Origin of the sequence: Actinomyces glycerinitolerans (assembly GCF_900098745.1) — a bacterium.
Lineage (GTDB): Bacteria > Actinomycetota > Actinomycetes > Actinomycetales > Actinomycetaceae > Actinomyces > Actinomyces glycerinitolerans.
On sequence record NZ_FQTT01000015.1, the window covers coordinates 126865 to 149892 of the forward strand.

At 69.3% G+C, this 23028-nt stretch carries 19 protein-coding genes; 7 read left to right on the forward strand and 12 right to left on the reverse strand.

All coding sequences use genetic code 11. The features are described 5' to 3' along the window. Positions 1-172 precede the first annotated feature (172 nt). The 4 genes from ACGLYG10_RS14415 to ACGLYG10_RS14430 form a co-directional block, all read right to left on the reverse strand. The gene (locus tag ACGLYG10_RS14415; RefSeq protein ID WP_073333499.1) at positions 173-1066 is read right to left on the reverse strand and encodes a carbohydrate ABC transporter permease; all 894 of its coding nucleotides are present in this window, start codon (positions 1064-1066) and stop codon (positions 173-175) included. Further along, the gene (locus ACGLYG10_RS14420) at positions 1063-2214 is read right to left on the reverse strand and encodes a carbohydrate ABC transporter permease (RefSeq protein WP_073333502.1); all 1152 of its coding nucleotides are present in this window, start codon (positions 2212-2214) and stop codon (positions 1063-1065) included. The genes ACGLYG10_RS14415 and ACGLYG10_RS14420 overlap by 4 nt, the downstream gene beginning before the upstream one ends. After that, positions 2211-3452, reverse strand: coding sequence for a sugar ABC transporter substrate-binding protein (locus tag ACGLYG10_RS14425; protein WP_073333505.1), 1242 nt, complete (start codon positions 3450-3452; stop codon positions 2211-2213). Before ACGLYG10_RS14425 ends, ACGLYG10_RS14420 begins: the two co-directional genes overlap by 4 nt. A gap of 73 nt (positions 3453-3525) precedes the next feature. Then, positions 3526-5421, reverse strand: coding sequence for a glycogen debranching N-terminal domain-containing protein (locus ACGLYG10_RS14430; protein ID WP_211483028.1), 1896 nt, complete (start codon positions 5419-5421; stop codon positions 3526-3528). Between the two features lie 176 nt (positions 5422-5597). Here ACGLYG10_RS14430 and ACGLYG10_RS14435 point away from each other — a divergent pair, with 176 nt between their 5' ends. Beyond that, positions 5598-6635, forward strand: a complete 1038-nt coding sequence (locus ACGLYG10_RS14435) for a LacI family DNA-binding transcriptional regulator (RefSeq protein WP_073333510.1) — start codon at positions 5598-5600, stop codon at positions 6633-6635. Between the two features lie 10 nt (positions 6636-6645). Here ACGLYG10_RS14435 and ACGLYG10_RS14440 read toward each other — a convergent pair whose 3' ends face one another. Beyond that, positions 6646-6921, reverse strand: coding sequence for a YbdD/YjiX family protein (locus ACGLYG10_RS14440; protein WP_083565966.1), 276 nt, complete (start codon positions 6919-6921; stop codon positions 6646-6648). A gap of 1 nt (position 6922) precedes the next feature. Continuing rightward, complete coding sequence (locus tag ACGLYG10_RS14445) at positions 6923-9307, reverse strand: carbon starvation CstA family protein (protein ID WP_073333512.1); 2385 nt, start codon at positions 9305-9307, stop codon at positions 6923-6925. 173 nt (positions 9308-9480) lie between these two features. Between ACGLYG10_RS14445 and ACGLYG10_RS14450 the strand changes: the two genes are divergently transcribed. Continuing rightward, positions 9481-11067 (forward strand): aspartate:alanine exchanger family transporter, encoded by a 1587-nt coding sequence (locus ACGLYG10_RS14450; RefSeq protein ID WP_073333515.1) that lies wholly within the window; start codon positions 9481-9483, stop codon positions 11065-11067. 116 nt (positions 11068-11183) lie between these two features. Here ACGLYG10_RS14450 and mtnN read toward each other — a convergent pair whose 3' ends face one another. The 3 genes from mtnN to ACGLYG10_RS14465 all read right to left on the reverse strand — a co-directional run bounded on the left by mtnN (position 11184) and on the right by ACGLYG10_RS14465 (position 13637). Continuing rightward, entirely contained in the window at positions 11184-11948 is a 765-nt protein-coding gene (gene mtnN / locus ACGLYG10_RS14455; RefSeq protein ID WP_170866534.1) for a 5'-methylthioadenosine/S-adenosylhomocysteine nucleosidase, read from the reverse strand. Positions 11949-11957: 9 nt separating this feature from the next. Continuing rightward, positions 11958-12821: a PDDEXK family nuclease gene (locus tag ACGLYG10_RS14460; RefSeq protein ID WP_073333517.1), complete on the reverse strand. Its 864-nt coding sequence runs from the start codon at positions 12819-12821 to the stop codon at positions 11958-11960. Positions 12822-13169: 348 nt separating this feature from the next. Beyond that, positions 13170-13637 carry an S-ribosylhomocysteine lyase gene (locus tag ACGLYG10_RS14465; RefSeq protein WP_073333520.1) on the reverse strand — a complete coding sequence of 156 codons (468 nt, stop codon included), beginning with the start codon at positions 13635-13637 and terminating at the stop codon, positions 13170-13172. Between the two features lie 38 nt (positions 13638-13675). Between ACGLYG10_RS14465 and ACGLYG10_RS14470 the strand changes: the two genes are divergently transcribed. The 5 genes from ACGLYG10_RS14470 to ACGLYG10_RS14490 all read left to right on the forward strand — a co-directional run bounded on the left by ACGLYG10_RS14470 (position 13676) and on the right by ACGLYG10_RS14490 (position 20263). Next, positions 13676-14587 (forward strand): alpha/beta fold hydrolase, encoded by a 912-nt coding sequence (locus ACGLYG10_RS14470; protein ID WP_073333523.1) that lies wholly within the window; start codon positions 13676-13678, stop codon positions 14585-14587. A gap of 290 nt (positions 14588-14877) precedes the next feature. Further along, a complete protein-coding gene (locus tag ACGLYG10_RS14475) occupies positions 14878-16317 on the forward strand; it encodes an SLC13 family permease (protein WP_073333525.1) in 1440 nt (479 codons plus the stop codon). Continuing rightward, positions 16314-18512: a sensor histidine kinase gene (locus tag ACGLYG10_RS14480; protein WP_073333528.1), complete on the forward strand. Its 2199-nt coding sequence runs from the start codon at positions 16314-16316 to the stop codon at positions 18510-18512. The genes ACGLYG10_RS14475 and ACGLYG10_RS14480 overlap by 4 nt, the downstream gene beginning before the upstream one ends. Continuing rightward, positions 18509-18979 carry a response regulator gene (locus ACGLYG10_RS14485; RefSeq protein ID WP_073333530.1) on the forward strand — a complete coding sequence of 157 codons (471 nt, stop codon included), beginning with the start codon at positions 18509-18511 and terminating at the stop codon, positions 18977-18979. The genes ACGLYG10_RS14480 and ACGLYG10_RS14485 overlap by 4 nt, the downstream gene beginning before the upstream one ends. Before the next feature lie 99 nt (positions 18980-19078). Beyond that, positions 19079-20263, forward strand: a complete 1185-nt coding sequence (locus ACGLYG10_RS14490; RefSeq protein WP_073333533.1) for an AI-2E family transporter — start codon at positions 19079-19081, stop codon at positions 20261-20263. Between the two features lie 438 nt (positions 20264-20701). Here the strand turns inward: ACGLYG10_RS14490 and ACGLYG10_RS14495 are convergent, their stop codons facing one another. From ACGLYG10_RS14495 to ACGLYG10_RS14505, 3 genes are all read right to left on the reverse strand, one after another. Then, on the reverse strand, positions 20702-21283 hold the full coding sequence (locus ACGLYG10_RS14495) for a class I SAM-dependent methyltransferase (RefSeq protein ID WP_083565968.1): 582 nt from the start codon (positions 21281-21283) through the stop codon (positions 20702-20704). A gap of 38 nt (positions 21284-21321) precedes the next feature. Further along, positions 21322-22125: an IclR family transcriptional regulator gene (locus ACGLYG10_RS14500; RefSeq protein WP_073333538.1), complete on the reverse strand. Its 804-nt coding sequence runs from the start codon at positions 22123-22125 to the stop codon at positions 21322-21324. Positions 22126-22227: 102 nt separating this feature from the next. Further along, a complete protein-coding gene (locus ACGLYG10_RS14505; protein ID WP_073333540.1) occupies positions 22228-23025 on the reverse strand; it encodes a gluconate 5-dehydrogenase in 798 nt (265 codons plus the stop codon). Between the last annotated feature and the right edge of the window lie 3 nt (positions 23026-23028).

The following is a 23028-nucleotide window of genomic DNA, read 5'->3' on the forward strand; positions in this document are numbered from 1 at the left end:
CCCATCACCCCGCCGGGCGTCTACCACGCCACTTCGCCGTTAACAACGCCAGTTAACGCGCCGCTGAAGGCCTCCGAGGCATACAGCAGACGACTGAGCGGCGCAGCAGACCGCAAACCGGCGTAACAAAATGCACCCGAATCCCGTAAGGCGGCCTCCGGCCCCAGGACATTCATTCCTTGACCGCGCCCGAGGTCGTGTCCATGATCCGGCGCTGGAACACGAAGAATAGTACCGCTACCGGCACCGTCATAATTAGGGCGGCGCCTAATTTCAGCGGGTACTGATTGCCCTGCCCCAGGCTGCCGGCGCTCAGCTGCGCCACGCCCTTGGTCAGGGTGACCAGTCCGGAAGAACGCGACGCCACGATGAAATGGCTCAGCTCGTTCCACGATCCCTGGAAGGACAGAATGGTGATGGTGACAAGGCTGGGCACGCTCATGGGCAGCACGATCGAGAAGAAGATCCTCCAGGTGCCCGCCCCGTCCACGCGGGCCTGCTCCTCCACCGAGGCGGGAATCGACTCGAAGAAGCCCTTCATGATGAACACCCCCGCGGCGTCACAAAGCAGGGGAACGATCAGCCCCGACCAGGAGTCGTACATCGACAGCTGATTGATGACGAGGAACTTCGGAATCAGCAATACCACACCCGGCACGGACATGATCGCCACCAGCAGCGCATAGACGATTCCACGGCCTTTGAACGGGATGCGGGCGAGCGCATATCCGGCCATGGAGTCGAACAGCACACGCCCCGCGGTCACCACCAGCGTGACGATGAGCGAATTGCGCATCCACAGGGGGAAGTCGGATGCCCCGAACAGCTTCACGTAGGCGGCGGTGGAGAACGTGCGCGGAACCAGGCCCAGGGGGTCGGAAGTCGCCTCCGACTCCGTCTTGAAGGAGGTCGCGACGTTGATCAGGAATGGGAAGACGTAGGCCAGCGCCAGAACCACGAGGACCAGGTACAGCGCCGCCCTGCCCGCACGCAGCCGAGAACGCCATCGGGTGGCACGGCCACGGACGCGGTCCATATGACGCCCGAATGACCCGCTGGTTTTCATCGGCCCGCCCCCTCCATGATGCCCTCGGCGGTGACCGCCTGCGCGGAGCTTCGCTGTCGCCGTCGGGACTGTCGCCACCGACGCCGCTCGGCCCGCCTCGCCCGCACGTCATCCTTGTCGCGCAGCACCCAGCGCTGTAGCAGCGTCAGCGCGATGATGATCGCGAACAGCACGAAGGCTATGGCGGAGCCGCGGCCCCACTTCTGGTTGGAGAAGGCGGCCTGGTAGGACAGGTACGCGGGCGTCAGCGTGGTCTTGCCGGGGTCGCCCTGCGTGCCCGTGTAGATCTGGTCGAAGACCTGCCAGCAGCCGATTAGGCCGAGCGTGATGACCGTGAAGAAGGTCGGCTTGAGCTGGGGGACCGTCACCCTCCAGAAGCGCGTCCACGTACCGGCGCCGTCGATCATGGCGGCCTCGTCCACCGACGGGCTCAGCGATTGGAGGGCGGACAGAAAGATGAGCATGAAGGTGCCCGACGTCGTGAAAACCGCCATGACGATGAAGGCGGTCATTGCGAAGGACGGGCCGGACAGCCACTCCCACGCCGTGACGCCGAGGAACCTGCCGGTCAGCGTCCGCGACCCGTCGATGCCGAGCAGTCCGAGGAGGGCGGCGACGACGCCGGTGGGATCGTGGAACCAGTTGGGACCGGTGATGCCCAGATGGGACAGAATCTTGTTGACGGCGCCGGAGGCTGAGAACAGGAAGAGCCACAGCACCGTGATGGCCACCGAACTCGTCACCGAGGGGAAGTAGAAGGCGGTGCGGAATACGCCGCGGGCCATGATCCGCTGGTTGACGAGCACGGCGAGGAACAGGGACAGAAATGTCTGTGTCGGCACCACCAGCAGCACGTACCACAGGTTGTTGCGCAGGGCGATACCGAAGTCGCGGGTAGCCAGTCCGCCGTCGACGAGTTCGGCGTAATTAGCGGCGCCGACGAAGTGCACGGAGCCGGACAGCGGGCTGCCGACCCCGCTCCAGTCGGAGACGCTGACCCACGCCGCCATGAGTACCGGGAGTAGCAGAAACACCGCCAGGACGATCACGGCCGGCGCAACGAACAGCCAACCGACCAGGCCGCCTCCCCCGTGGCGACGCCGTGTGCCAGTACTGTCCGCCCTGGAGCGGGATCGGCGGGAGCTCACGCGATCACGGCCTCAAGATTGGTCTGGACGGACTCCAGGATCGTCTTCGGGTCCGCGCTGGACAGGGTTGCGATCTGGGAGTTGAAGTCGGCGACGACGTCGGCCGCCCCGGCGGCGGTGGGCACGTTGATGGCGTAGTCGGCGCCGGCGATGAAGGCGGTCATGGTCGGGTTCTCCGCCTCCCACTGCTCGCGGGCGGAGGAGACCGAGGGCATGACGCCGAAGGCCTGGGCGAAGGCGAGTTGCTGCTCCGTGGAGGTCAGGTACTCCACCAACTTGACGGCGTCCTCCTTGTGCACCGACGCCTCGGCGATGCCGTAGCCGTTGGTGAACTGCATGGTGCCCTTCCCGGCGGGGCCCGCGGGAAGCTCGACGGCTACATACTCGATGTCGGGGTAGTCGGCGGACAGGGAGCCGACCAGCCAGTTTCCCTCAATCGCCATGGCTGCAAGACCGGAACCGAAGGCCTCCCCGCCCCAACCGGCACCGAGATCGGAGGAGAACACGAGCGCGCCGGATTCGAGCAGGGTCTTCACCTTGGTCAGGCCCGTGATCGAGCCTTCGGAGTCCGCGGTGGCCTCGGTGCCGTCCGCGTTGGTCAGTCCGCCCCCTGCCTGCGCCATGAAGGCCCCGACGCGGGCGTATTCGGGACTGCATGTCAGCGGCGTGGTGCCGGAGGCGGCGAGCTTCGCCGCGACCGACTCCAGGGAGTCCCAGTCGGTCGGGTAGTCGGCCTCGGTAAGCCCGGCGGCCTGCCACATGGCCGTATTGATGAACAGGGCCAGCGTTGAGAAGTCCTTCGGGGCGCCGTACAGAACGCCGTCGCGAGTGAGGCTGGAGACCAAAGACGGATAGAAGTCGTCGACATTGCTCAGCTGGTCGCCGTAGGCGTAGAGCGATCCGTTGTCCGCGTAGGAGGCGAGATAGTCGGGGGCCAGGTAGAAGACGTCCGCGGGGGAGTCTGCGGCGAATCCCTGGGCGAGTTCCTGCTGGAGGTCGGTCGCGAGTTGCAGCTCCACCGCGATGCCGGTATCGGCGGTGAAGGCCTCGACGGCGGTCGTGTAGGCCGCGGTTTCGGCGTCGCCGGACGAGGCGATCAGGAGCGTGAGGCCGCCTCCGGATCCGGAGGCGGCGGCGTTCCCGGAGTCGTCCATCGAGTTGGATCCGCAGGCTGCCAGCGCTGCGGTGATTGCGGCGGCGATGGTGTAGGTGCCGAAGGTACGGCGAGTGATCTTCATGTTCTCTCCTTTGAGGTGTCCCGGGCGGGGGATGGTGGGTTGATGTGGGCTTGGTAGGTATGGGGCGGTGGACTCAGAGTGCGCGGGCGACCACGGCGCCGGCGGCCGCCGCCCACGCCTGTGGCCGACAGGAGGCCGGGTAGGGGACCGGGGCGCCGTCGTCGGCCGGCGTCCCGGAGAACAGCTCGGGCATGCGGAACCCGAAGCAGGGCGCCGCCGTCAGTAGGGCCTCGGCGAGCGTGCGCGCCTGGGAGGTGAAGCCGTCGCGCAGCAGGCCGTCGATGGCGATGGCGGTGTCATGGGTCCACACCGATCCGCCGTGGTAGCTCAACGGCCAGTAGCCGGCCATGGTGGAGGCCAGGGTGCGCACGCCATAGCCGGAGTTGAGTCCCGGGGAGACCAGCAGCTCGGCCACCCGACGCGACTGTGCCCGGTCCAGGATGCCGGTTCCCAACAGGTGGCCGATGTTGCTTGCGAGAGAGTCGACCTGCTGCTTGCGTGCATCCAGGGCGATGACGGGGTAGCCGTCGGCGGTGTCCCCGCGCCAGAAGGCCTCCGCGAAGCGCTCCCGCAGCGCGGCGGCCCAGGTGGTTGCCGTCGCCGCCAGGACCGCGTCGTCGCCGTTGCCGAAGTCACGCAGCAGCTCCGCCCCGGCCAGCGCCGCGGCATGGGCGTAGGCCTGCACCTCCACGAGCGCGATCGGCCCCTGCGCGATGCGGCCGTCGGCGAACTGAATGGAGTCGCCGGAGTCCTTCCAACCCTGGTTGGCCAGGCCCCTTCCGGTGCCGTCCACATACTCGATGAAGCCGTCGCCGTCGGTGTCGGCGCAGGTGGTCAACCAGGACAGTGCCCGGCGCAGGGGGTCCAGTAGTTCGCGCACGACGGGCTCGGCCAAACCCGCGCGGCGGGCGTCGGTCAGCGTGAGGATCCACAGCTCGGTGGCGTCGATCGTCCCGTAGTAGAGCGGCGGCAGGACCGTGTCGGCATCGACCGCGTTCGCCTCCCGGCGCAGCTCATGCATGATCTTCCCGGGCTGTTCGGCGGTGTCGACGTCGTACCTGCGCCCCTGCAGGTCGGCGAGGGTGCGCAGCGTGCCCTCCGCCAGGGCCAGGGACCAGGGGTCGGCGGCTTCCAGCAGCAAGCGTGAGGTCCACAGCGAGTCCCGGCCGAACAGGGTCAGGAACCAGGGTGCGCCCGCGGCGGCGAAGGGCTGGGTCGGTGTGGCGCGACGGGCCAGCAGCAGGTGGTCCAGGTCATCCAGGGCGACCTCCAGCCAGGCGGCTGCACGCGCATCGGGTGTTCCACGGCGCTTGCGGGCCGGCAGGGCGGGGGCGGGCTGGACGACGGCGTCGTCGTCGGATGCGGTCAGGGACCAGGACGCGGTGAAGGGGATATCGGCGGCGACCGAGACGTCCCAGTGCAGACGCAGGCGCGTGCCTACGGTTTCCAGACGTGCCTCGGGGGCGTTGACGACGGCGCGCACCTGGCCGCGGCGGACCGAGGCGGTGTCCCCGGCGGCGACGGTCCAGGGAAGGTCGCTCAGACGCTCACCGCCCTTGATCATGGCGAGGGGGGACAGGTCGGTGGCCAGCTCGAGAGTGAGGGTCGTGGACACGGGTCGGTCCTGGGCGATCCGCACAGTCAGTGTCTCGGTGAGGACGGTGCCGTCGTCGGCGGGGACGAGCGTGCGATCGGTGGTGATGATGCTGCGGGGATCGGCCCCGCCGCGGTCGAGGCCGCGGGCGAGGGCGCGATGGCGTGAGGCCGCGGCTCCGCACCGCTCGACGCTCAGGTGTTCCAGCGCGGAGCCCGTTACGGACAGCGCGCGCAGGCGCAGTGCGCGCACATCCGACTGGTAGACCCCCTGTACGGGCGCATCGCCCATGGAACCGTCGGGCGCGGCGATCGCCTGTGCCGGGGCGTTGACGATCACGACCTGCTCATGGAGGAGAGGTTGGAGCTGGGTCATGACGGTCCTCGACTTCATCGGCGCTGACGCGAACGTCGCCAGCATAAGCAAGATTATTTTAACGATCAAGTCCTTGGTAGCACTACATTTGATCGTTATAAGACAGGACTTGTTCTCCGGTATGAAGTAAGCTGTGGCGGGGCGAGACGCCCGCAACATCATGGGGGTGGAGAGGCATGGCGGCCAGGGCCGTGACCATTCAGGAGGTGGCGCGCCGCGCCGGCGTCTCACCGCAGACCGTGTCCAACGTCCTGAACAATCCCGAGCGCGTCCGTCCGGCCACCGCCCGCAAGGTGCATGCCGCGGTCGACGAGCTCGGCTACCGCGCCGATGCCGCCGCCCGCCGTCTGCGCACTCGTCGCTCCGACACCATTGGGCTGCGCCTCGCCCCCCTGCCGGCGGGGATATCCGGCGCCATCCTCGATGTCTTCCTCCACGAGATCACGATGCGCGCCGCCCAACTGGGGCTACGCATCCTGCTGTACACCGCCGCCGATCGCGACGACGAGATCACCAGACTGCGCGAGCTGGTCGCCTCCGGGGACATCGACGGTGTCATCCTCACCGACACGCAGGCGGGTGATCCGCGCCCCGCCTGGCTGCGCGACAGGGGCGTGCCATGTGTGTCCTTCGGCAGGCCGTGGGGTGAAGAGGAGGCGGCCGAGCACCCGTGGGTCGACGTGGACGGCGCTGCCGGTACTCGCGCCGCCGCCGAATACCTCATCGACACCGGTGCGACGAGGATTGGTTTTCTCGGCTGGCCGGACTCGGCGGGTCAGGGCGTGTCTCGATGCGCCGGGTGGCGCGACGCCGTCCTGGAGGGCGGGTTGATGAACGCCAGCGACGCCGACGAGCTCGTGACCACCTGCCCCGACAACGTCGCGGATGCCATGCGTGCCGCGACGCAACTACTTACACGCCATACCGACATCGATGGACTGGTCTGCGCCTCGGATTCGTTGGCCTTCGGGGCGCTCCTCGCCGTCGGGCCGAAAGTGCGCGTGATCGGCTTCGACAACACCCCCGTGGCGCGTGCCGTCGGCCTATCCAGCGTGGATCAACGCATCGACCTCGTCGCGCAGGCCGTTCTCGACCTGCTGGTCAAGGACGGCCGGGTCGTCGCGCAGGCAGCCGGCAGTCGGGTCATCACCCCCGAGCTGCGAGTGCGCAGCGCCGTCATCCAGGACCCGAGCGTGCTCGGGAGCGATGCCTGAGCGCGGCAGGTCAGCAGCAGCCGGCGGAGACGTTGCTCTCGTCGAAGTCGGCCCGGGCCCGCCACCACTGGCGCGCACTCATCGGCGCGTGGTCGGGGTGCTCGCGCCGATGCCGTTCGACGTAGCGGTCGTAGGCCGATTCGCCCGTGAAGTCGCGCCACAACCCGCGCGCCCGGGCCAGGCCCGCGCGAATCCGACGCGCCCGCCGCGCCGCGGAACGCATCCGCGGCGCGGCGGACGCCGTCGTGCAGACGGCCTCGGCCGCCTCGGCGGTCACTTCGGCCATCTCAGCGGTCCTGGGTGTCCGCGTCGTCCGCCTTGGCGGAGCGGCCCGGAATCAGCGCCGGGTCGCCGACGAGCGCGTACTCGTTGACGAGCTTCTTCTCCAGCGGGCTGGCGATCAGGTGCTCGGGGGCGTAGAAGTTCGACTCCTGATACGGATCCTCGGAGGTGGTGGTGTCGCCCGCGCGCACGGCCCGCACCATGGTGATGGCCGCACACAGCATGACGAAGGCGACGAGCACGAGGAACACGACCGACAGCGTCCCCTGGATCATGGTGTTGCGAATAATGGCTCGCTGCACGCTGATCGCCTCCGCGTCGGTGAGCGTGGGCAGCAGCGCCCGCGCATCACGCCATTGCTGGAAGTAGCCCACCTGCGGATCGGTGGAGAAGATCTTCTGCCACGACGCCGTGAAGGTGACGGCCGTGTCGAAGACCAGCGGGATCGCGGGAATCCACGCGTACTTCAGCCGCCCCTTGCGCACCGTCATCACCAGGCACAGCAGCAGGGCGATGGCCGCGATGAGCTGATTGGCGATGCCGAACAGCGGGTAGAGCGTCTGAATGCCGCCGCGCGGGTCGGTCACGCCCATGAGCAGCAGCGAACCCCAGGCCGCCACGACGACGCCGGTGGTCGCCCACGCCCCCACGTGCCAGGACGGGTCGCGGAACTTCGGCCAGATGTTGCCCAGGGCGTCACCGAGCTGGAAGCGCGCCACGCGAGTGACGGCGTCGACGGCGGAGAGGATGAACAGCGCCTCGAACATGATGGCGAAGTGGTACCAGAAGCCCATCATCGTCCGGCCGCCGCCGATCTGGTGGAGGATGTGCGACATGCCCACGCTCAGCGTGGGGGCGCCGCCGGTGCGGGAGATGATGCTCGGCTCGCCGACGTCGGAGGCAACCTGCTCCAGCGCCTCGGCCCCCGTGTACGTCTTCGGATTTCCGTCCTCGTCCCAGGAGTCCCACACCGGAACCAGCGAGTCCCCGTGGGCGTCGGTCACCCCGAGGTTGGCGACGGCCGCTGCCGCCACCTCCTCGCGGTTGGAGGCGGTGGCGACGACGTCGTCGCCCGCGAGTGCGTTCATGGTGGCGGCGGAGGTGTTCATGGAGAAGTAGATGCCCGGGCTCAGAGAGACCGCGGCCGCCAGGGCCATGATCGCGACGAAGGACTCCATGAGCATGCCGCCGTAACCGATCATGCGGACCTGGCTCTCCTTCTGAATCATCTTCGGGCTGGTGCCGGAGGACACGGTGGCGTGCATGCCGGACAGGGCGCCGCAGGCGATGGTGATGAACAGGAAGGGGAAGAGCTTGCCGGCGAATACGGGGCCGTCGGTGTTCAGGGCGAACTCGGAGACGGCGGCCATCTCGACCACGGGCCGCACGATGATGATGCCGGCGGCCAGGACCGCGATGGTGCCGACCTTCATGAAGGTGGACAGGTAGTCGCGCGGGGTGAGCAGTACCCACACGGGTAGGACGGCGGCGAGGAAGCCGTAGACGATCATGCACCACACCAGGGTGGTGGGCGACAGGTGCAGGTACTGGCCGAAGGAGGACTCCGCGACCCAGCGCCCGGAGATGATGACGCCGATGAGTACGGCGAAGCCGACGAGCGAGACCTGGGTGATGCGGCCGGGCTGGACGAAGCGCAGCCACAGGCCCATGCAGATGGCGATCGGGATGGTGCAGCCGACAGAGAAGACGCCCCAGGGGGACTCGGCGAGCGCGTTGACGCACACCATGGCCAGCACCGCCAGCACGATCATCAGCATGACCAGGACGATGACAGTGGCCACGGTGCCGCCGACCCGACCGATCTCGTCGGTCGCCATCTGCCCCAGGGAGCGGCCGCCGCGGCGCATGGAGAAGAACAGCACCAGCATGTCCTGAACCGCGCCGGCGACGACGACGCCGAGGATGATCCACAGCGTGCCCGGCAGGTAGCCCATCTGGGCGGCCAGGACGGGGCCCACCAGCGGGCCCGCGCCGGCGATGGCGGCGAAGTGGTGGCCGTAGAGGACCACGCGGTGGGTCGGATCGAAGTCGCGGCCGTTGTTGATGCGCTCGGCCGGGGTGGCGTTGGTGTCGTCGGGCCGCATGATGGTGCGCTGGATGTACAGGGCGTAGAAGCGGTAGCCGATGGCGTAGGTGCAGATCGCGGTGACCACGAACCAGATGGTGTTGACGTTCTCGCCGCGTGCGACGGCGAGCATCCACCAGCCCAGCACGCCCAGGGCCGTGATGGCGACCCACAGGGCGATCTTCTTCGGGGTCCACTTGGTATGCGGCTTTATGCCTACGGGTACGCCCTGACGGTTGCGGATGATCAGGCGCTCTTCGTCGGGGGAGTAGGAGGGACGGGCGGGAGCTATGTCGGTTTCCATGCAGTCTCTCATCATCGAGGAGGGGATAAACGAACGTCGGGCCGGGGAGGGCCCGTACTCGGGCAGCTTAGTTCTCACATAAGTGACCGGACAATTACCGTCACGTGCTGTCACGATATCCGTTGCCGCCGACGTGTCGGGAATCTTCATGGGTCTCCGGCTAGCCTGACCCCGTGCCAGACCTACTCGCCTCCGTCGTCGACGTGCTCGCCTCCGCGCCGATCCTGACCGTCTTCCTGGTGATCGGGGTGGGCACCGCCGTCGGGCAGATCCCCTTCGGGCCGATCCGCTTCGGGGCCGCCGGAGCACTGTTCGTCGGCCTCGCCGTCGGCGCCCTGGATCCGAGCCTGGGGGAGAACCTTACCCTGCTGCGCAGCCTGGGCCTGGGACTGTTCTGCTACACCGTCGGCATCGGGGCCGGCAACACCTTCTTCCGCAACCTGCGGCGCCAGCTGCCGCTCATGGCCCTGTGCGTGCTGGCGCTCGTGCTCGCCGGCGGCGCCGGGGCGGTGTACGCCCGCCTGACCGGCATCAGCCCCGCCATGGATGCGGGCGCTTACGCGGGGGCCCTGACCAGCCCGGTCCTGGACTCCGCGATCGAGGCCGCCGGCACCCAGGAGCCCGCCGTCGGTTACGCCCTGGCCTACCCGGTCGGCGTCGCCGTCGCCATCCTCATTGTCGCGATGGTCATCGGCCGCGACTGGCCCGGGCGCCGCGACCCCCGCCCCGCCTCGGCCGACGGCCTGGAGGCCACCAGCGTGTTCCTGCTGCGCCGCGTCGCCCTGAGCGAGCTGGAGGCCTTCCAGCGCAACCGCATCCGCATCTCCTACCTGGAACGCGACGGCGCCACCCGCGTCGTCTCCCCCGACGAGGAGCTGCTGCCGGGCGACAAGGTGGTGATCGTCGGCGCCCCGACCGCCCTGGAGGACGCCATTCATGAGCTCGGCACCGGCTACGACCGTTGCCTGGCCAAGGACCGCACCGTGGTCGACTACCGGCGCCTGACCGTCTCCTCCACCCGCGTGGCGGGACGCACCATCGGCGAACTCGACATGCACGGCCGCTTCCAGGGCGTCATCACCCGCGTGCGCCGTGGCGACCTGGACCTGCTCGCCAACGACGACCTGGTGCTCGAGCTCGGCGACCGGGTGCTGGCCGTGGTGCCCTCCGGGGATCTGGAGCGGGCCGCCGACTACTTCGGCGACTCCGAGAAGTCCATCGCCCAGATCGACGCCTTCTCCGTCGGGGTGGGCATGGCGCTGGGCGTACTCGCGGGGCTGGTCGCCATCCCGCTGCCCGGCGGCATCACCCTGCGGCTGGGTGTGGCCGCGGGGCCGCTCGTGGTCGGCATGGTGCTGGGTCGTCTGGGCCGCACCGGTCCCTTCATCTGGCAGCTGCCGCACGCCGCCAACGCCACCATCCGTCAGCTCGGGCTGCTGTTCTTCCTGGCCGCCATCGGCCTGGCCTCCGGCCAGGACTTCGCCGCCTCCGCCTTCTCGATGACGGGGCTGGCGGTAGGTGGCCTGGCCGCGCTCGTCGTGGGGGTGGGCGCGGTGGTGCTGTTGGCGGGCGCCCGCCGGGTGGGGTTGAGCGCACCGCGCGCGGCCGGCGGCCTGGCGGGGCTCGTGGGCCAGCCCGCCATCCTCGCCTTCGCCCTGTCCAAGCGTGACGACGAGCGGGTGGAGGCCGGCTACGCCACTCTGTTCGCCCTGGCGATCGTGGTGAAGATCGTCATGGTGCAGGTGCTTGTGGCGGTGTAGGGGCGGCCGGGGGCCGGGAAGTACGTGGAACTTCCCGCATAAACGTACGTGGTGGCTTCCGTACAATCGCCGGCTCATGCCGCGGGCGTCTTGGCCCCGGGCACGGCTCGCACCGCTCAGCCCAGCGCCGCCAACACCACGGCGGCCGAGCGGGCAGCGGCCTCATCGGCGCCGATGTGGAAGTCCTGGCCGGCCTCCGGGCCGCACAGGTCCGAGACGCCGCGGATTGAGGCGAAGGGGATGGCCGCGGCGTGTGCCACCTGGGCCAGGGCGGTCGATTCCATATCGGTGCTGACTGCCTGCGGGAAGCGCTCGCGGGTGTCCTTCACGTTCGCGGCGGTGACGAAGGAGCCGCCCGCGAGCATCTGCCCCACGTGGATGTGGGCGGATCCGGCGGCCGGCGTGGCGGCGTGCAGGGCGTCTGCGGCCGCTCCGGCGCGTGCCACCAGACCCGGATCGCCGGTGAAGGTGGCCGGCTGCCCCGGGGTTTGGCCCGGTGCATAGCCGAAGGCGGTGGCATCCACATCCGTGTAGGCCAGCTCGGTAGACACGCACACGTCCCCAACCTCGACCTCCCGACCCAGGCCGCCGGTAGTGCCGGCGGAGACGATGAGCTCCGGGGCCACCTGCGTGAGCACCGTCGCCAGGGCGCTCGCGGATGCCACCAGTCCGATGCCCGAGCGCACCAGGAGCAACTCGCGCGCTCCCCCCAGGTCCAGCGGCCAGGCCTCGGCACCGCCCGGAAGACGCGGGGCGGTCGCGTCAACAAGCTGCGGCAGACGATCCAGGAAGGGCTGGGCCTCCTCCGGCATCGCCACCACGACCACGGCGGCCACTCGACGGCGGATCGACTGCGGCACATGACTAGGAATCGCGCTCATACCCCGAGCTTAGGCCTCCCGATCGGGCCAGTAGCCCAGGCGTTGCGCTACGGGTCGCACCAGTTCGACGGTCTGATGCGTGAGTACTTGGCGTGAGGTCAACCGCAGCGGCGTGTAGCCGTGCGCGACGAGCCATTGGTCGCGATGGCGGTCGTGCTCCCAGTCGGCCCGCTGGCTATGGAACTCGTGCCCGTCGGTCTCGATGTCTATCCGCCCCAGCAGCAAATCCAACTCTCCTATGGGCACCTCTACCCCCACCTCTGGTGTGGCGCCCGCCTCCTCAAGTTCGTAGCGCGCAATGGTCTCCAGCAGCGAGCGTGCCTTGGGGTTGGCCCGGTCCAGCAGCCGGCGCAGTGGGCCATTGCGGTTGCCGTGCAATCTGGCGCGAAGCTGATCCTTGGTGACCAGGCCGCCCCGTAGAGCCGCATCCAGGGCGATCAGCGCGTCCAGCGGCCCCGCGCACCGCATGAAGGTGATCAGCATGGTTTCCGCATCGGCGTAGGGCGAGCCGAGCGGGTCAACGTAAAGGTCGGGGATGTGATGACAGGTGGTGCGCAGCGGAGCCGCCCGCGGCGTGGTGGACACCAGCACATGTACGTTGGGGCCGGGGGTGTCCTGAGTGGGGAGCCCACAGGCGACGACACCATGGGCACAGCCAATTAGTCCGCCCATCTGCCGGGCGACAATGACTTCCCGCTTCGTCCCGGGAAGGGCGATGACTCGCCCCGGATGCTCCTGGACCACGCCCTGCTCCACCATGCGCGCGAGTGTGCGCCGAGCGGTGCGGTCGGCGGAGAGGTAGCGCGCCCGGGCAGCGCCGTGCGCCGCCGCCAGCACCCGCAGGATCTGGTCCTGCCTGTTCGCATACCCCATGGAGTGAGCATCGACTGGGCAGGCGCTGCCGACAATGCCGAATACCCAGCCTGTGGATAACCTGTTGCGGAAAGTGACTTATCCATAAGGCGGGCCGGCTCACGCTATAGACACCCCAATTAAGGCCTGTCGCACACACGTCGGTTGCATGGGCCCCGCCGGGTGCTGGCTTGGATGTCAGCGGGTGTTCGTGAGCTCAGAAATGTCCATCGGTGACCACTTTGGCAGAAACGATCCAGTACTCTCCAACAGAGACCAGCTCAAACCCTTGCAACTACGCCGGTTCCGGTTGCGCCGGCATGCCGGTCAACGTCAAAGTGGTCACCGATGGACACTTTCCGCCGCACGCTAACTGGCGAACACGGTCTCCCACTGATCGCGCTTGTCCAGGAAGCCGCGGACCGCCTCCTGGGCGGCCTCCAGCGAGTGGTGGGCGCCCCAACCGCACTGGACCTCATTGGCGGCCGGCACTTCCGTCGCCTCAAGGATGTCGCGGAACGTCGCCTCGAGCAGTGGCAGGAACTCCTCCGGCTCCAAGCCCAGGGTCAGCGCGTAGAAACCGGTCTGGCATCCCATCGGCCCCCAGTCGATCAGCCGGTCGGTGTGGTTGCGCATGAGTTCGGCGGTCAGGTGTTCGATCGAGTGCACGGCCCGCATCTCCAGGTGCTCCCGGTTGGGCTGGCAGAAGCGCACATCGTATTTGACCAGCTCGTCACCGCCAGGGAGCCGCTTGCGGTCCGCGATGCGCACGAACGGCGCCGCCACCTTGGTGTGGTCGAGGTTGAAGGACTCCACGTTCATACGGTGCTTGGCCATGGCTTCAGGCTAGCCGCATTCCGGGCAAGAATGGCGACATGAGCCTGCCCCTCGCCCGCATCGTGGTCGGCCCCGCCGACGCCCCAACCCTCATCCTCCTCCACGGCATCACCGGCTCCGCCATCTCCCAGGCGGACGCCATCGACCACTGGGTGGCCCGGGGCTACCGGGTGGTTGCTGCCGACGCCCGCGGCCACGGCCTGTCCCCGCGGTGGACGTCGGCGCAGCTGGCCCGGGCCGGGGACGTGCTCGTCGATGACGTGATCGACCTCCTGGAGGAACTGTGTCCGACTCCCTCCGCCGCCTCGGGCGAGGTAGGTAGGGAGCCGAGTCCGTCGCTTCCCCCCGGGGCCGGAGCCGGGAGCCTCGCCGGCGGTCGGGCCGGATCAGTGCCCGCCGACCCAGGTCGCCGGCCGGTCCTGATCGGTCATTCCATGGGGGCGGCCACCGCCATGGTGGTGGCCCTCCGGCACCCGGAGTTGGTCTCCGGGGCCGTGCTGTTGGATCCCGCGCGGTATGGCAGTCGCACGCCGCAGGAGCTGCTGGAGCGGGGCGCCGCCCGCAAGCGCGCCCGCGCGGCCGAGCTGGCCGACCTGCCCGGCACCGTCACTCGCGCCCTGGCCGACCCGGAGATGCCCGTCGCCGAGGCCGTCGCCGGCGTGTGGGCGAGCCAGCGGGTCGACCCGGCGCTGCTGGACACCGGCGTGGTCGCGCCACCGGTGCCATGGGAGGAGGCAATGGCGGCACTGACGGTGCCCACACTCCTGGTCACCGGCGACCGCCCCGGCTCGGCCCGCGTGGGTCCCGCGGGCCTGGACCTTCTCGACCGCATCGCCAACCCACACGTCGAGACCGCGCTCGTACCCGGCGCGGGCCATGACGTGCGCCGCACCCGCCCCGATGGCTTCTGGGCGGCCGTGGACCCCTGGCTGGAGCGGCTGCTGCGCTGAACCCCGGAGCGGCGGCATTCCTCCCCCGACGATGTGTGGACACGCCGTGCGCAGACAAGCAGGCGAGGTGTTCGCCTCGCGCGGTCGGGAGGTTTGCGGTGGCCGAGCTCACGGGGGAGGTTGGTCGCGCGCTCGCCTCGCGCGGTCGGGAGGTTTGCGGTCCGGTTACCAATGCCGTGGGCGGTAGCCGCTTCGGGCATTTGCGCCGCGCATCACATAGGCTTTCCCTACCCGGCAAAGACGTCGGGGACACCCCCGGACACCGGCACCGGGTGCCACGAGGAGGAGCTATGCCCGCGCGCACGCGTCCCGCCGCCAATCGTCCGCGCCCCGGCGCCCCCGATCGCCTCGAGCCGCTCAACCGCAGGCAGATCATCGGCATACTCATCGGCATCACCGTATTCGTGGCGCCGTTCCTCGTCGACGTCCCAGACCTGGACCCCCTGGGCGAGCGGATGCTGTCAATCTTCCTGCTTGCCATCGTCTTCTGGGTCAGCGAGGCGATCCCGCTGGTGGCCACCGCCGTCCTGGTGATCGGACTGGAGGTGCTGCTGATCTCGGACCAGGCCGTCCTGCCCGTCCCCGCGGACGCCACCGCCTACTCCTCCTTCTTCGCGGCCCTGGCCAACCCCGTGATTGTGCTGTTCCTGGGCGGTTTCCTCATCGCCGACGGCGCCGAGAAGTTCCACCTGGACAAGAACCTCGCCGCCGTGTTGATCAAGCCCTTCACCGGTTCCGCGCGCCGCACCGTGCTGGGGCTCATGATCATTACCGCGGTGCTGAGCATGTTCATGTCGAACACGGCCACCACCGCCACCATGTTCGCCGTGGTCATCCCGGTGCTCGGCGCCCTCCCCGAGGGCCGCCCCCGCACCGGCCTGGCGCTGTCCATCCCGGTGGCGGCGAATGTGGGCGGCATGGGCACGCCCGTGGGTACACCCCCAAACGCCATCGCCCTGGGCGCCCTGGCGGAGGCCGGCCACGCGGTCAGCTTCCTGGACTGGATGATGATGTCGATCCCGCTGATGCTGGTCATCCTGCTGGGCGCCTGGCTGCTGATCTGCGCCGTGTTCCTGCCCGGCGGGCTCGCCGTAAAGCTGGACATGCGGGCCGAGTGGTACACCGACCGCCGCGCGGTCATGTTCTACGTGATCGCCGCCGTGACCATCCTGGCCTGGATGACCGAGTCCCTACACGGCCTGAGCGCCAACGTGATCGGCTTCATGGCGATCGTGGCCATGCTGGTGACCCGGGTGATGACCGGCAAGGACCTGGCCGGGCTGTCCTGGGATGTGTTGTGGCTGGTGGCCGGCGGCATCGCGCTGGGTGACGGCGTGGGCGCCACCGGCCTGGACGTGTGGATCCTCAACCTGTTCAACTGGACCTCCATGCCGGCCCTCGCGGTGGTGGTGCTCATGGGCGCGCTGGGCCTGGCCCTGTCCAACGTCATCTCCAACTCCGCGGCCTGCAACCTGCTGGTGCCGCTGGCCATGGGCCTGGCCACGAGCGTCGGCGGCCTGGAGCCGGTCACCATCGCCGTGGTGCTGGCGCTGGCCTGCTCGCTGGGCATGAGCCTGCCGATCTCCACCCCGCCCAACGCGATCGCCTACGCCACCGGGGAGATCGCCACCGGCGACATGGCCAAGATCGGCCTGATCGTCGGCATCGCCGGCACGGCGGTGCTGGTGCTGCTGATGCCGACGCTGTGGTCGGCGATGGGGATGCTATGAGCATCGCGCCCCCGTCCGACGCCACGCCCGCCGTCGACGCCGACGATCGGCTGGTCGTGGCCGTGGTCTCCCCGACGTCGCTGGGCACCCAGGCCGCCCATGAGGTCACGCCGGCGGTGCGGGCGCTGGCCGACGTCGTGCGCGTGCGGACCCTGGCGGAGCTGTTCCGATGGGCGAGTACCGGCCGCTCCGACGCCGCCCAGGCCTCGCCCCCCACCGCGAGCGCTGCCGCGCTCGCCGCGCCCGACTCCTCCGCGTTCGCGGCCCCGGCTGTAGCGCCGGCGCCGGTGGCCCTGATCATCGCCACCGACGAGGTCGGCAGCCTCGACGACGTCGCCGCCGCCGTCGCCCACTACCCCGCCCTGGCCGCCGCCCGGCTGGTGCTGCTGACCGAGCGGGCCGAACTGCACGACCTGGGCCGCGCCATCGACGAGGACCTGGTGCGCGAGGTCATCGCCGTGCCCTGGACGCCGGGTGCCATCGGCGAGCGCGCCCGGGCGCAGATCCGCCGCTGGATGCGCGACCGCCTGCCCGACGACGACCCCCGTCGTCTGCGCGACGGCGACGGGTTGGACCACTCCCCGCTGCTGGAGGCACTCACCCACCACTCCGACGCCCTGACCGCCGAGCTCATCGCCGCCTGCGAGCAGGTCCTCGGTCCCCGCCCGCGCCTGCAGCTGCCGGCCGGGGTGCGGCTGACCCACCAGGGGCAGGCCGTCGACGGCGTCTACGTGGTGGTCCGCGGATCGGTGGCGCTGACCCGGCACACCCGGGTCGGCGAGGTCACCCTTCATCACGCCACCACCGGCCGCATCATCGGCCTGGTGTCGCTGGCCAGCCACGGGCGCGCCTTCGTCACCGCCACGACCACCACCGACGTCGAACTCATCCTGCTGTCCATCGAGCAGCTGGACCGGGCGCTGCGGGAGAACCCGGTCACCGAGCAGGTGCTCGCGGCGCTGATTATCCGCTCCCTGACGAAGCGGCTGGAGCGCTCGGAGGTCTTGCAGGTGGAGAAGATCGAGCTGGCGGCGGCGCTGGACGCCGAGCGGATACAGGTGCAGGAGACCCTCACCGCGCTGGAACAGGCCCGCCTGGAGCTGTTGGCACAGGAGCGCTTCGCCACCCTGGGGGAGTTGGCGGCCGGGGTCGCCCACGAGTTGAACAACCCCGTGGCCGCGCTCGAGCGCGCCGGCGACCACCTGAGCGCGGACCTGGCCGCCGTGCTGGCCACCCACCCCGACGGCGAACTCATCGCGACCGTGGCCGCCGACGCGCGCACCCGACCGGCCGCCTCCACGCGCACCGAGCGCGCCGCCCGCAAACGACTGGAGCAGGTGGTCGGGGATCGGGAACTGGCCCGCCGGCTGGTGGCGGCCGGCATCGACGCCGACGGCGATCCCCACACCGCCCGCGCGCTGGCCGCCGACCCCGCTCGCCTGGCCACCGTCGAGGCGGCCGCCGCCATCGGCCGCGCCGAACGAAACATGCGCCTGGCCACCGACCGCATCAGCGGCCTCGTTGCCAGCCTGTCCACCTATGTGCGCCCCGACGGGGAGGACATGGTCGATGTGGACCTGCGGGAAGTGGTTGAGGACGCCCTGCGGCTGACCGCGCACCGGCTGGAGGGGGTGGAGATCGAGCGCGATTACCCGGCCGACCCGGGCGCGCTGCCGGCGGTGCCCGGCCACGCCGGCGAACTGGTACAGGTGTGGACCAATATTCTCGCCAACGCCGCCGACGCCCTGGCCGCCCAGGCGAAGGCGGACGCCGCGGCCGGCCGGAAGACGCGCCCGGGCCGCGTGAAGGTACGCATCGCGCCGACGGCAGGCGGGGTGCGGGTGAAGGTGCAGGACAACGGGCCGGGCATCGACCCGGACGTCCTGCCGCGCATCTTCGAACCCCGCTTCACCACCAAGCACGGCCAGGTGCGCTTCGGGCTGGGGCTGGGCATGGGACTGGCCAAGAGCGTGGTGGACGCCCACCGCGGTTCGATCAAGGTCGACTCCGAGCCCGGCCGTACCCGGGTCACCGTGGTGCTGCCCGCCCACCCGACCGTGACGGCCGCGGGTCTCCTGCCCGAGAGTCCACCGGGACCGCCGCCGCGACCGCACCAGGCCGACAGACGCCCGGACCGGAAGAAGCCGCGTAAACCGGCGCGCAAGCATTCACGCTCCCCGAAGGAGAAGCCATGAAACTCGCCATCCTGGTCGTTGAGGACGAGCCGGAGGTCCGGGACGCCGTCGTCGGGGATCTGGCCCCTTTTGCCGCCACGGTGCGCATCGAGCCGGCCGAGGACGTCGCCGACGCCTGGGAGGCGGTCGGCGACATCGACGACGACGGCGACCTGCTCGCCCTGGTCCTGGCCGACCATCGCATGCCCGGCCGCAGCGGCGTCGACATGCTGGTGGAGATGAACACCGATGCGCGCACCGCCGCCGCCCGCAAGGTGCTGGTCACCGGGCAGGCCGACCAGGCCGACACCATCCGTGCCGTCAACGACGCCGGGCTGGACCACTACATCGCCAAGCCCTGGGACCCGGCCCGGCTGCAGCAGGTGGTGCGCGACCAACTCACCGACTTCGTGCTGGAGACCGGCATCGACCCACTGCCGCACCTGCGCGCCCTCGACCGGGTGCGGGCCCTGGAGGCGTTGCGCTGACGCAGCCCGGTGAGGCTGTGATGGCTCCGTGACTGGGGGTCGCCTGGGCGGCCGCCGCGTCGGGGGCGCCGGGGGAGGGCGCCGTGTCAGGATTGGCACATGAGTGAGGTAAGCCGAGCCGCATCGGGCCGCACCCAGGGCGAGTCCATAGCCGTTGTCATCGCCGTGCTCGTCGTCGTCTGTGCCGGCATGTACTACATCGGGTCGCTTTTCGGGCCCGCCTTCTTTGCGCTGACCCTGGTCATCACCGTGCGCCCCCTGGTCACCTGGGCCACGCGCCACCGCGTGCCACGCCCGGTGTCGGCCCTGATCGCCATCCTGATCATCTTCGCCTTCGTCATCGGTCTGTTCGCGGCCCTGGCCGTCGCCATCCTGCAGCTGATCGACACCTTGCCCGAGTACTCGGCGCAGTTCGCCGCGATCTGGGACAACATACGCGCCCTGCTGGAGCGTGTGGGCGTGGACGAGACGGCCCTGATTGACCAGGTGTCGGAGTCCATGGACACCAGCCGAATCGTCTCGTTGGCCCAGAGCCTGCTCGGACAGGTCACCAGCGCCGGTTCCGTGCTCAGCGTCATGGGGCTGACGGTCGTCTTCCTGATGTTCGACACCTCCCGCATCGAGGTGCGCTCCCGCGCCCTGAGCCGCCTGCGCCCCGGCATCGCCGATGCGCTCAATGGCTTCGCGGGCTCGGTGCGCTCCTACTGGCTGGTGTCCACCATCTTCGGCCTGATCGTGGCGGTGCTCGACGTCATCGCGCTGTGGATCCTGAACGTGCCGATGGCCGTGACCTGGGGCGTGGTCTCCTTCATCACCAACTACATCCCCAACATCGGCTTCCTCCTGGGCGTGATTCCGCCGGCACTGATCGCGCTGGTCGCCTCCGGGCCGTGGACGGCCCTGTGGGTGGTGGTGGCCTACTGCGTGCTTAACTTCGTCATCCAGTCGCTGATCCAGCCGAAGTTCACCGGCGACGCGGTCGGCCTGAACACGACGACGACGTTCCTGTCCCTGCTGTTCTGGAGCCAGGTCATCGGGGCGCTCGGCACGATCCTGGCGGTGCCGCTGACCTTGTTCGTAAAGGCGCTGCTGGTGGACTCGGACCCGCGCTCGCGGTGGATCAACGTGTTCTTGGCGGCCGGCGACGCGGATATCGACGACGGTGCGGCGCGTGCGGAAGTCGGTGAGGAGCCTGCTGGCGGTGACGCCGGGCCTGCCGACGGCGACTCGGAGCCGGAGGGCGGTGCCCGGCCGGCAGCGGCCGAGGGTGCCGCCGGCTCCTGATTCCCATGGTTTTCACAGGTTCACCGCGGTGGGCTTTCAGACGTGGGGGGTTATATGGGCTGTGCCGCCGGACGAGGCGGGCCGCGAGGGTTGGGGAACCCGATGACCGGTCCGGTTCGAGGCCGCCCCGGGTACTAGGGAGCTCGGGTCGGACGCTCCGGCGAAGGAGGGCGCTCCCCCGGATGTGGGAACCCGGGCGCGGAGCCCCTCACTGACGAAGGCCCTCGGGCCGGGTCCACCCCGGTCCGAGGGCCTCGCCATCTTCGGGGTATCGGAGCGAATGTGTGTGGTTCTGGCGTGGTGCTTTTGGCCGGCGTGTCGCGGGGGCCTGGCGTAAACCTCCCCGGTTTGGACCGGGTTCCTTCAGCTGGGCCGCGTTCCGGCGCTTGGACCGTCTGGGAGTGCGTTTAGGGCGGTCCAAACTGCCGCAGGCGCCTCTCACCGCTCGGCGTGACCGTGAATGAACGGCGTGAGTCGGCCCAGCACCCCGTCAACATGCGGCGCCTCCAAGTGCACGTGGGAGAAGCCCGCGTGGTTGATTGTGTCGGCCGTGTCCCGGCACGGGTCGCATCCGTGATCAAGCAGGCGGGTGATCGGGCTTGCGAACCTCTGGATGCGGCGAGCAGTCGACCCGGGCGCGGCGGCCACGTGCTCGTAGAACACCAGCACGCCCCCGGGGCGCAGCACCCTGACGGTCTCGGTCAGGGCGAGCTCCGGGTCGGACACCGAGCACAGAACGGTGGAACAGATGACCGCGTCGACGCTGGCGTCCTCCACGGGTATCCGCACTGCGGGTGCCGTCAGCAACTGAGAGCGGGGTCTGGAGTTCACTGCGGCCGCTAACCTACGCCCCGGCGCAGGTTCTAGTGCCAGCCAGTGGACCGCGGGATGCAGCATTGATGCGGCCGTTCCGTTGCCCGCGCCCATGTCAAGGATCGTGCCGCTCAGAGCGGGCAGGACCCGCCGCTGCCATTGCTCCCGCCCGAGCATGGCCGACGATGACGGTCCCACAACGCTCATGTCGCCACCCTACCGTTACTGGCAGTGCGTGGCCCCGGTCAGTCCGCCAGGGTCACGGGCACGCTTATGCCCTCGACGTCGGCGGCGGCGATGCACTCGTGGATGACGTCTGCGATCTGCCGCAGGTGTGGCAGATCCGCGCGTTCAACTGGCATGGTTGCCGAGATGGCCAGTACCGGCACCCCGGCAACGGCGAGCGGGACACCCACGCAGGCCAGGCTTGGGCGGTCTTCGCCGATCTCAATGGCGTAGCCGTGGGATTGCACCCGTTGCATCTCCTCGGTCAGCCGCCCGTGCAACTCCGCGGACGCTTCGGGGACCAGGCTCACCCACGTCTCCACCTCCGCGGCCGACGGCTGGCGGGCGCCGAGAATGGCGCGTCCCATGGCCGTTGTCGCCACCGGGGCGCTCTGCCCGATGCGCGACCAGACCCGCACCGGACGATCCGGCTCCACCTTGTCCAGATACACGACATCGCGCTCGTACAGTCGCCCGAGGTGCACCAGCTCATGAGTACGCTCGCAGATCGCCAGTAGCACCGGGTGCAGCATGGATGCGGCCTGGTTCGCGCTCGTCCACCAAGTGGCCATGCGGCCGGTCATGGGACCCAACCGGTACCTTCCGGATTCGTCTTGCTCCACCCAGCGGCGCTGCCTGAGCGTGGCCAGGATGTGGTGCAGGCTCGACTTGTTGATACCGGTGTCAACGGCGAGCCTGCTCAGGGAAACGCCCTCAGCATCGACGGCGAGCAGGTGCTCTACCACCGCGAGCGCCTTGTCTACCGAGGCGATCGTCACCGGCTTCCGCCCGGTCCGGATGGGCTTCGGATTTGGTGCGGGCATGGCGCTTCTCCAATAATTCTGCGAGCTGAACGGTCTGTTTGATGCAATGAAACACACTCAGTCTACCGTCCGTGCGGAGCTGACGCCGCCGAGACGCCCCGATCAGGGCTGCTTGCCGATGTAGGCGAGGATGCCGCCGTCGACGTACAGGACGTGCCCGTTGACGAAGTCGGAGGCGCGAGAGGCCAGGAAGACGGCCGGGCCGGCCAGGTCCGCCGGGTCGCCCCAGCGAGCGGCCGGGGTGCGGGCGACGATGAACTGGTCGAAGGGGTGCCGTGATCCGTCTGCCTGGCGCTCGCGCAGCGGGGCCGTCTGCGGCGTAGCGATATAGCCCGGACCGATACCGTTGCACTGAATGTTGTACTGGCCGTACTCGGAGGCGATGTTGCGGGTCAGCATCTTCAACCCGCCCTTGGCGGCGGCGTAGGCGGATACGGTTTCGCGGCCGAGCTCGGACATCATGGAGCAGACGTTGATGATCTTGCCCCCGCCCCGCTCGATCATCGCCGGGAGGACCGCCTTGGCCATGATGAACGGACCGGTGAGATCGATGTCCACCACCTCCCGGAACTCCGCGGCACTCATCTGCGTCATCGGGATGCGCTTGATAATGCCGGCGTTGTTGACCAGGACGTCGATGGGGGCTACGGCATTGGAGATCGTCGAGACGGCTTCGTCTACTGCCTCCTCATTGGTGACGTCGAACACGTAACCGTGTGCGTCGATCCCCTCCGCGGCATAGGCCGCCAGGCCCCGGTCCACCGACGCTTGGGAGCGGGCGTTGAAGACGATGGTTGCGCCGGCGTCGGCGAGCGCCTTGGCGATGGCAAAGCCGATGCCATAGACCGCGCCGGTAACCAGCGCCGTGCGCCCCTCGAGACTGAATATCGAATCAGGCATAAC

Coding starts and splice junctions, on each gene's coding strand:
- ACGLYG10_RS14415 (WP_073333499.1), bottom strand. CDS start 1,066: ATGAAAACCAGCGGGTCATTCGGGCGTCATATGGACCGCGTCCGTGGC.
- ACGLYG10_RS14425 (WP_073333505.1), bottom strand. CDS start 3,452: ATGAAGATCACTCGCCGTACCTTCGGCACCTACACCATCGCCGCCGCA.
- ACGLYG10_RS14430 (WP_211483028.1), bottom strand. CDS start 5,421: ATGACCCAGCTCCAACCTCTCCTCCATGAGCAGGTCGTGATCGTCAAC.
- ACGLYG10_RS14435 (WP_073333510.1), top strand. CDS start 5,598: ATGGCGGCCAGGGCCGTGACCATTCAGGAGGTGGCGCGCCGCGCCGGC.
- ACGLYG10_RS14440 (WP_083565966.1), bottom strand. CDS start 6,921: ATGGCCGAAGTGACCGCCGAGGCGGCCGAGGCCGTCTGCACGACGGCG.
- ACGLYG10_RS14445 (WP_073333512.1), bottom strand. CDS start 9,307: ATGGAAACCGACATAGCTCCCGCCCGTCCCTCCTACTCCCCCGACGAA.
- mtnN (WP_170866534.1), bottom strand. CDS start 11,948: ATGAGCGCGATTCCTAGTCATGTGCCGCAGTCGATCCGCCGTCGAGTG.
- ACGLYG10_RS14460 (WP_073333517.1), bottom strand. CDS start 12,821: ATGGGGTATGCGAACAGGCAGGACCAGATCCTGCGGGTGCTGGCGGCG.
- ACGLYG10_RS14465 (WP_073333520.1), bottom strand. CDS start 13,637: ATGGCCAAGCACCGTATGAACGTGGAGTCCTTCAACCTCGACCACACC.
- ACGLYG10_RS14470 (WP_073333523.1), top strand. CDS start 13,676: ATGAGCCTGCCCCTCGCCCGCATCGTGGTCGGCCCCGCCGACGCCCCA.
- ACGLYG10_RS14475 (WP_073333525.1), top strand. CDS start 14,878: ATGCCCGCGCGCACGCGTCCCGCCGCCAATCGTCCGCGCCCCGGCGCC.
- ACGLYG10_RS14480 (WP_073333528.1), top strand. CDS start 16,314: ATGAGCATCGCGCCCCCGTCCGACGCCACGCCCGCCGTCGACGCCGAC.
- ACGLYG10_RS14485 (WP_073333530.1), top strand. CDS start 18,509: ATGAAACTCGCCATCCTGGTCGTTGAGGACGAGCCGGAGGTCCGGGAC.
- ACGLYG10_RS14490 (WP_073333533.1), top strand. CDS start 19,079: ATGAGTGAGGTAAGCCGAGCCGCATCGGGCCGCACCCAGGGCGAGTCC.
- ACGLYG10_RS14495 (WP_083565968.1), bottom strand. CDS start 21,283: ATGAGCGTTGTGGGACCGTCATCGTCGGCCATGCTCGGGCGGGAGCAA.
- ACGLYG10_RS14500 (WP_073333538.1), bottom strand. CDS start 22,125: ATGCCCGCACCAAATCCGAAGCCCATCCGGACCGGGCGGAAGCCGGTG.
- ACGLYG10_RS14505 (WP_073333540.1), bottom strand. CDS start 23,025: ATGCCTGATTCGATATTCAGTCTCGAGGGGCGCACGGCGCTGGTTACC.